This window comes from Acidobacteriota bacterium (assembly GCA_009838525.1).
GTDB lineage: Bacteria > Acidobacteriota > Vicinamibacteria > Vicinamibacterales > UBA8438 > VXRJ01.
Genome location: VXRJ01000037.1, coordinates 1 through 6,065 on the forward strand (window position 1 = coordinate 1; position 6,065 = coordinate 6,065).

Here is a 6,065-nt window from a genome sequence, read left to right on the forward strand (position 1 = left end):
GCACCTGCGCCGGCGGCGACGTGAGATCGAGTAGGCCACCCCCGCCGCCCCCGCCCGCCCGCGCTTCGATGGTCATCCCGTCTCCCCGCGCGCGCTGTCGTCCACGACGTCGTTCAGTCTCTCCACGCGCACTTCGTCCATGCCGTCTTCTTCCCGCAGCAGCACCGCAACGCTCTCCCGGCGCGCGGTGGGCACGTTCTTGCCGACGTAGTCCGCCTTGATCGGCAGTTCGCGATGGCCGCGGTCGACGAGCACCACGAGCTGGATGACCCGTGGGCGGCCGAAATCGATGATGGCGTCGAGGGCGGCGCGGATGGTCCGCCCGGTGAACAGTACATCGTCCACAAGCACGACCCGCCGGTCGTCGATGGAAAAAGGAATATCGGTACGGTGAAGCACCGGCTGCGGACCGAGCGCCTGGTGCATCAGGTCGTCGCGGTACAGCGTGATGTCGAGCGTGCCGGTCGGAACGTCCTGCCCGGTGATCTCCCGAAGCAGCCTGGCCAGCCGGTCCGCGACATGGATGCCGCGACGGCGGATGCCGATCAGCGCGAGATCGTCAGCGCCCCGATTCCGCTCGACAATCTCATGGGCGATCCGCGTCAGCGCATGGCCGATACGGTCCGCCGCCATCATCACCGGCATCGTCACCTCTTTGCGGCCTCGCCGGACCGCTATTAAAGAGTCGAGCCGATGCTATCACACGCGCTACCAGAGGAACCGGAAACCGAGCTGCATCTGCCGCTGCGGCTGGACCAGCGCGGACCCCAGGCCGAACTCGGGGTTGGCCGTGACACCGTCCTCCAGCGTTACTTCCTGCTGATCGAAGCTTCCGACCCGGAACGTCCCGGTGTTGAACACGTTGAACACTTCGAACATCGCCTCCAGGGTGGCGCCGCCGGCTGCGATCCGCTTCGTCAGGCGGAGGTCGACGTTCCGGACCATCTCGTTGCGTTCGCCGTTGATCGGCGCCAGTTGGCCGCCCAGCACGGCTCGCGTCTGCGATCCGAATGGACCGACACTGAAGTTCGGATGGCGATGGAAGCCGACCCTCGGATCCAGGACGGTGAACGGCGACCCTGACTGCACCGTCAGAATGCCGCTGACCTGCACCCCGCCGGGCAGCTCGCCGACGCCGCTCGCGACCAGGCGGTGGGGAATGTCGCGACTCGACAGGCCCCAGTCGTAGTCCGGGTCGGACGGATCGGTGAGCGTCAGTCCGCCGGACGAACGCTCGTTGTCATCGTTCGACCGGTCACGCGACCAGGTGTAGTGCGCCTGGAACTGCAGGCCGTTCAGGAACTGCTTGCGGAGGCCTGCGGTCACCGCCGTGTACTCCGACCGCCCAATCGACGAACGGACGAGGATGGTGCCGTAGCGGGGATCGATTCGGTGGCCGGCATAGACCGGACGCCCGTATGCATCGCGGCCGGGCGCAGGAACGTTGGCGTCGATGTTCGCGGTCAAGTGATCGCCTCTCGCGTGCATGACGTCCAGGGTTGCCGCGATGCCGCCTCCGAGGTCGCGCTCGTAGCCGACGTTGAACCGCGTCGTGCGCGCATCCTCGAAGTCGGGCGAAACGTAGCTGAGGCCGGGAATCAACCCGGCCGGGGGGTTCGCGTTGTCAATGGGATCGCCCAGCGGCGCGTAGCCGATGTCCCCCGGCCTCACGATGGCGTTGCCGTAGCGCGGGAACACGCCGGTTTCGGTGTGGGCCGAGAAGAGCAGCAGCGACGGCGTGCGGGCGTAGAACGTGCCGCCGCCGCCGCGCAGGATGGAGGAATCGTCGATTGCCCAGGTGAAACCGAAACGCGGGGCCACGTTGTCGAGGTCGTCGGGGACGTTCCTTCCCTCCGCAAGGACATGATCTATGGCCCCTTCGTTGAAACTCGCATCCCAGCGGATGCCGTAGTTGAGAGTCAGCCGGGGGTTCGGAGTCCAGGTGTCCTGGGCATAGAGCCCGAGCATCTGCTGATTGACGTCGAAGTTCGGGTTGCTTACGTCACCGAAGAAGATCCGCGCCCGGCTGGGGCGCCCCGCGAGGAAGTCGTCGATGGAGTTGAAGTCGTACCGGCCATCGGCGTTTCCGGCGAAGTACTCCGACGGGTTGTCCCAGGTGAAGTCGACTCCGAGACGGATATCGTGCTGGCCGGCCAGCACGGAATAGCGGTTCTGGACCTGCAGCTTTCGTTCGTCGATGAAGATTGGCAGGTACCAGGGTTTGCCGAACGATCCGAACGACGGGGAGAAGATCCGGAAATTCGCCTGGAGATCCGACGGTTCCAGGTTGGAGAGCCGATCAAGGCTGTCCGTCGCATACTGCAGGCGCAATTCGTTGACGCCGGCCGAACCCACCTGCGAGACCAGCGAGGTCACGAGGGAGGTGGTCTTCTCCAGCTTTCTCGATTCCTCCGCCACGTAGTCCGACCCGCGTTGATAGTCGGTGAAGTTGTAACGGACCGACAGGTTGTTCCGGTCATTCAGCCGGTGGGTCAGCTTGCCGAAGAGGATCAGGTTGCGCGTGTCGCGAGCGAAGGCGCCGCTCGCGGTCCGGCCGGCCGCTGGATCGGGCGCCGCCAACCCGTCGTCGTTCGGCGTGAACCCGGTCAGCAGATTCGGGAAGAGGCCGGCTACCGCGTCGTAGTGCCCACGGCCGCGAATGTCACGGATGAACGGCTGCGTTCTCAGCGTCTGATCCCAGGAGATGAAGTAGTGCGTCCGGTTCTCCAGAACCGGCCCGCCGAGGGACGCGCCGCCGTTGTAGCGACGGAACTCGTCGACATCGTAGCGGCTGTCGCCAGCCGAAACGCCACGGTGCGCGTCCAGCGGTGAGCGCGGCAGGCGTGCGCTCATCTGGTTGTTGCGGAAGAACAGGAAGGCGGAACCGGAGTGAACGTTCGTGCCGCTCTTGGTCACGACATTGATGTATCCGCCGCCCGACCGGCCCACCTCCGGCGCATAGCCGCTCGTCACGACCTGGAACTCCTTCACCGATTCTTGCGCGATGACCAGACCGTCGTTCTCGGTCGCTTCGCCGCCCCGGCCGTACCCGAAGAAGGCGCTTTTCGCGTCGGTGCCGTCGATAGTCAAACCCGTGTTGATCCCGCGCTGACCGGCGAGCGAGATTCCGCCGCGTTGCGGTTCGACCTTTACCGTCGGCTTGAGCAGGGCAAACTGAACGAAATCGCGCCCGGAGATCGGCAGCGCGGAGATCTCGGTCTCGTCGACATAGCCGGCCGCGCTGGCTCGTCCCGCTTCGATCAGCGGCGTCTCACCGGTGACGATGATGGTCTCCTCTACCGCGGCCAGCCCGAGGGTGAAGTCGAGTTCGACCACCTGACCGACCAGTAGTTGCACCGCCTCCCGCCGGACCGTCTGGAATCCCGACAGCGCTACCTCCAGGTCGTATCTTCCGCTCGGGACCAGCCGCACCGTGTAGAACCCACGGCCATCGGTGAATTCAGTCCGCGTCAAGCCGCGTTCCACGTCACGCAGCACGACTGTCGCGCCGGGCACGACGGCGCCCGAGTCATCAACCACATGTCCCTGCACCGTCGACAATGACTGCTGCGCCTCGGCCGGCCATACGCCAACCGCTGCCAATCCCAGCAATACCGACCCGGTGACGACCCTCGCCAGCCTCCGCTTCATCAATGGTCCTCCGTTCGGGTGCGGCCCGACGCACGGACCGTCCGTCGATTCGGCCGCCCTACTGACCTGAGAAATGCTACCAACACCGCGTTTCACCCGAATGACGCGCGGGAAAACTCATCGGACGTATACTCGCGCCGTGTTGCCTCCGCTCGACGTCGATGCCGCCGTGCTCGCGAACCATCGACTATCCGGCATCTACAACATCCTCGAGCTTGACGCTCCCGCAATCGCGGAACGGACAGGGCCGGGACAGTTCGTGATGGTCAAGCGGGCGCTCGGGCAGGACCCCTTGTTGCGGCGGCCTTTCTCCGTATTCGAAGTGCTGCGCGACGGGGACGGGACGGTCCGCGGGCTATCGCTTCTGAGCAAGGCAATCGGGACGGTGACGCGGGAGCTGTTCGCCATCGAGCCGGGCGACAGGATCCGGTGCCTCGGACCGCTCGGCCGTTCATTCACGCTGGTCAACCCCCCGGTGGCGGCCTGGATGGTGGCGGGTGGCGTCGGGCTGGCGCCGTTCGCAACACTGGCGGAACAGTTGCGGGAACGAGGGGTAGAGACCGCGCTCTTCTATGGCGGGCGCTCTGCCGACGACCTGTACCGCATACCGTTCTTCGAGCAGCTCGGCGTCCGGGTCGTGTTGACGACCGAAGACGGGACGCGCGGCGAGGCGGGTCGCGTCACCGTGCCTCTGCGCCGGGAACTCGCGGCGGCCGCCGCCGGCCGGCGGCCCGTCCAGGTATATGCCTGCGGACCAACTCCGATGATGCGGGCCGTGGCGGAGCTGACGGCCACGGTCGGCGCTGAGGGTCGGTTCGGCCTCGAGGTGTCGCTGGAACCGGTCATGGGCTGCGGCATGGGCGGTTGCTACAGTTGTGTAGTGCCGGTAACGGGAAACGGCTCACGGTTCGTCCGCGGCTGCGTGGACGGACCGGTCTTCGAGGGAACGCGAGTCGCGTGGGCCGACCTGACCTGAGCATCGACGTTGGCGGCCTTCGCCTGACCAACCCGATCATTGCGGCGAGCGGCTGCTTCGGCTACGGCGTCGAGTACGCGCATCTGGTAGATCTGGCTTCGCTCGGCGGCGTGGCCGTAAAAGGGCTGTTCCTCGAACCCCGCGACGGACATCCTCCCCCCCGCATCGTCGAAACGCCGGCCGGCATGCTGAACGCGATTGGTCTGCAGGGAATCGGCGTCCACCGTTTCGTCGATGAGAAGCTGCCCGCGCTTCGAGATGCGGGCGCCACCGTCATCGTCAACATCTGCGGTTCGACGGTCGCCGAGTACGCCGAGCTGGCGCGCATCCTCTCCGCCGCCGAAGGGGTGGCGGCGATCGAGATCAATATCTCGTGCCCCAATATCAACGAGGGCGGACATACGTTCGGCTGCAGCACCAGCGGTGTCGGCGACGTCGTGCGGGCCGTCCGCGCCGCGACCCGACTGCCGATTATCCCCAAGCTGACACCGAACGTGACCGACATCGCCTTGATGGCCCGTGCGGCCGAAGACGCCGGGGCGGACGCGGTGTCACTGGTCAACACTTTTCTGGCGATGGCGATCGATGTCGAGACGCGGCGGCCCCTTCTGTCGAATGTGGTGGGCGGACTGAGCGGACCCGCGATCCGGCCGATCGCGGTTCGGATGGTGTACGAGTGCCGGGAGGCGGTCTCCATTCCGATCATCGGGATGGGGGGGATTGCGAGCGCCCGCGACGTCGCGGAATTCCTGATCGCCGGAGCCAGCGCGGTTCAGGTGGGAACGGCGAACTTCGAGGATCCGGGGATCTGGCCAAAGCTGACGACGGGCCTGCTCGAGTACCTCGAGCGGCACGAATTCGCTGGAGTGGACGAGCTTGTCGGCACAGTCGACCTGACGGGCCGGGACACGGCCTGGGTCAGTTCATAGAGCACCGCGCCGCGTACAGGTAACTGGCGGCGCGCCCGTCAGGGCGCGCGGCCAGAACGCGCCCCATTCGGGACGCGCCTACTTCGCGGTGATCACGAAGTGGCCACGACGGTTGCGGGACCAGCAACCCTCGTGACTGTCGCTGCAGAAGGGCGACTCTTCGCCGCGGCTGACCGTCTGAACGCGGCTCGCCTGGATTCCCAGGCTGACCATATAGTCGCGCACCGCGTTCGCGCGTTCATCACCCAGAGCAAGGTTGTACTCGTTGGTGCCCCGCTCGTCGCAATGCCCTTCGACGCGAATCCGCGTAGACGGCCACATCCGCATCCAGTCGGCGTTGCGCTGCAGGATGGTACGTGCTTCCGGCAGGATCTCCGCTTCGTCGTAATTGAAGAAGACTGGATCAAGCGGCGCCGTGCTGTTGAGCTCGTCGAGTGACATCCGCTCGAACAACTCCTCCGGACTCAGCGGACCCGGAGGCGGCGGCGGAGGTGGCGGCGGAGGTGGCG

Annotated in this window: 5 protein-coding genes; 2 read left to right on the forward strand and 3 right to left on the reverse strand. The window is 66.1% G+C overall.

Going from position 1 to position 6,065, the window contains the following annotated elements:
* Positions 1-72 precede the first annotated feature (72 nt).
* On the reverse strand, positions 73-645 hold the full coding sequence (gene pyrR, locus F4Y45_17560) for a bifunctional pyr operon transcriptional regulator/uracil phosphoribosyltransferase PyrR (GenBank protein MXY26314.1): 573 nt from the start codon (positions 643-645) through the stop codon (positions 73-75).
* A gap of 63 nt (positions 646-708) precedes the next feature.
* Positions 709-3,651, reverse strand: a complete 2,943-nt coding sequence (locus F4Y45_17565) for a TonB-dependent receptor (protein ID MXY26315.1) — start codon at positions 3,649-3,651, stop codon at positions 709-711.
* A gap of 73 nt (positions 3,652-3,724) precedes the next feature.
* Between F4Y45_17565 and F4Y45_17570 the strand changes: the two genes are divergently transcribed.
* Complete coding sequence (locus F4Y45_17570; protein MXY26316.1) at positions 3,725-4,627, forward strand: dihydroorotate dehydrogenase electron transfer subunit; 903 nt, start codon at positions 3,725-3,727, stop codon at positions 4,625-4,627.
* The gene (locus F4Y45_17575; GenBank protein ID MXY26317.1) at positions 4,609-5,556 is read left to right on the forward strand and encodes a dihydroorotate dehydrogenase; all 948 of its coding nucleotides are present in this window, start codon (positions 4,609-4,611) and stop codon (positions 5,554-5,556) included. Before F4Y45_17570 ends, F4Y45_17575 begins: the two co-directional genes overlap by 19 nt.
* 78 nt (positions 5,557-5,634) lie before the next feature.
* Here the strand turns inward: F4Y45_17575 and pal are convergent, their stop codons facing one another.
* Positions 5,635-5,997: a peptidoglycan-associated lipoprotein Pal gene (pal, locus tag F4Y45_17580; protein MXY26318.1), complete on the reverse strand. Its 363-nt coding sequence runs from the start codon at positions 5,995-5,997 to the stop codon at positions 5,635-5,637.
* Positions 5,998-6,065 lie beyond the last annotated feature (68 nt).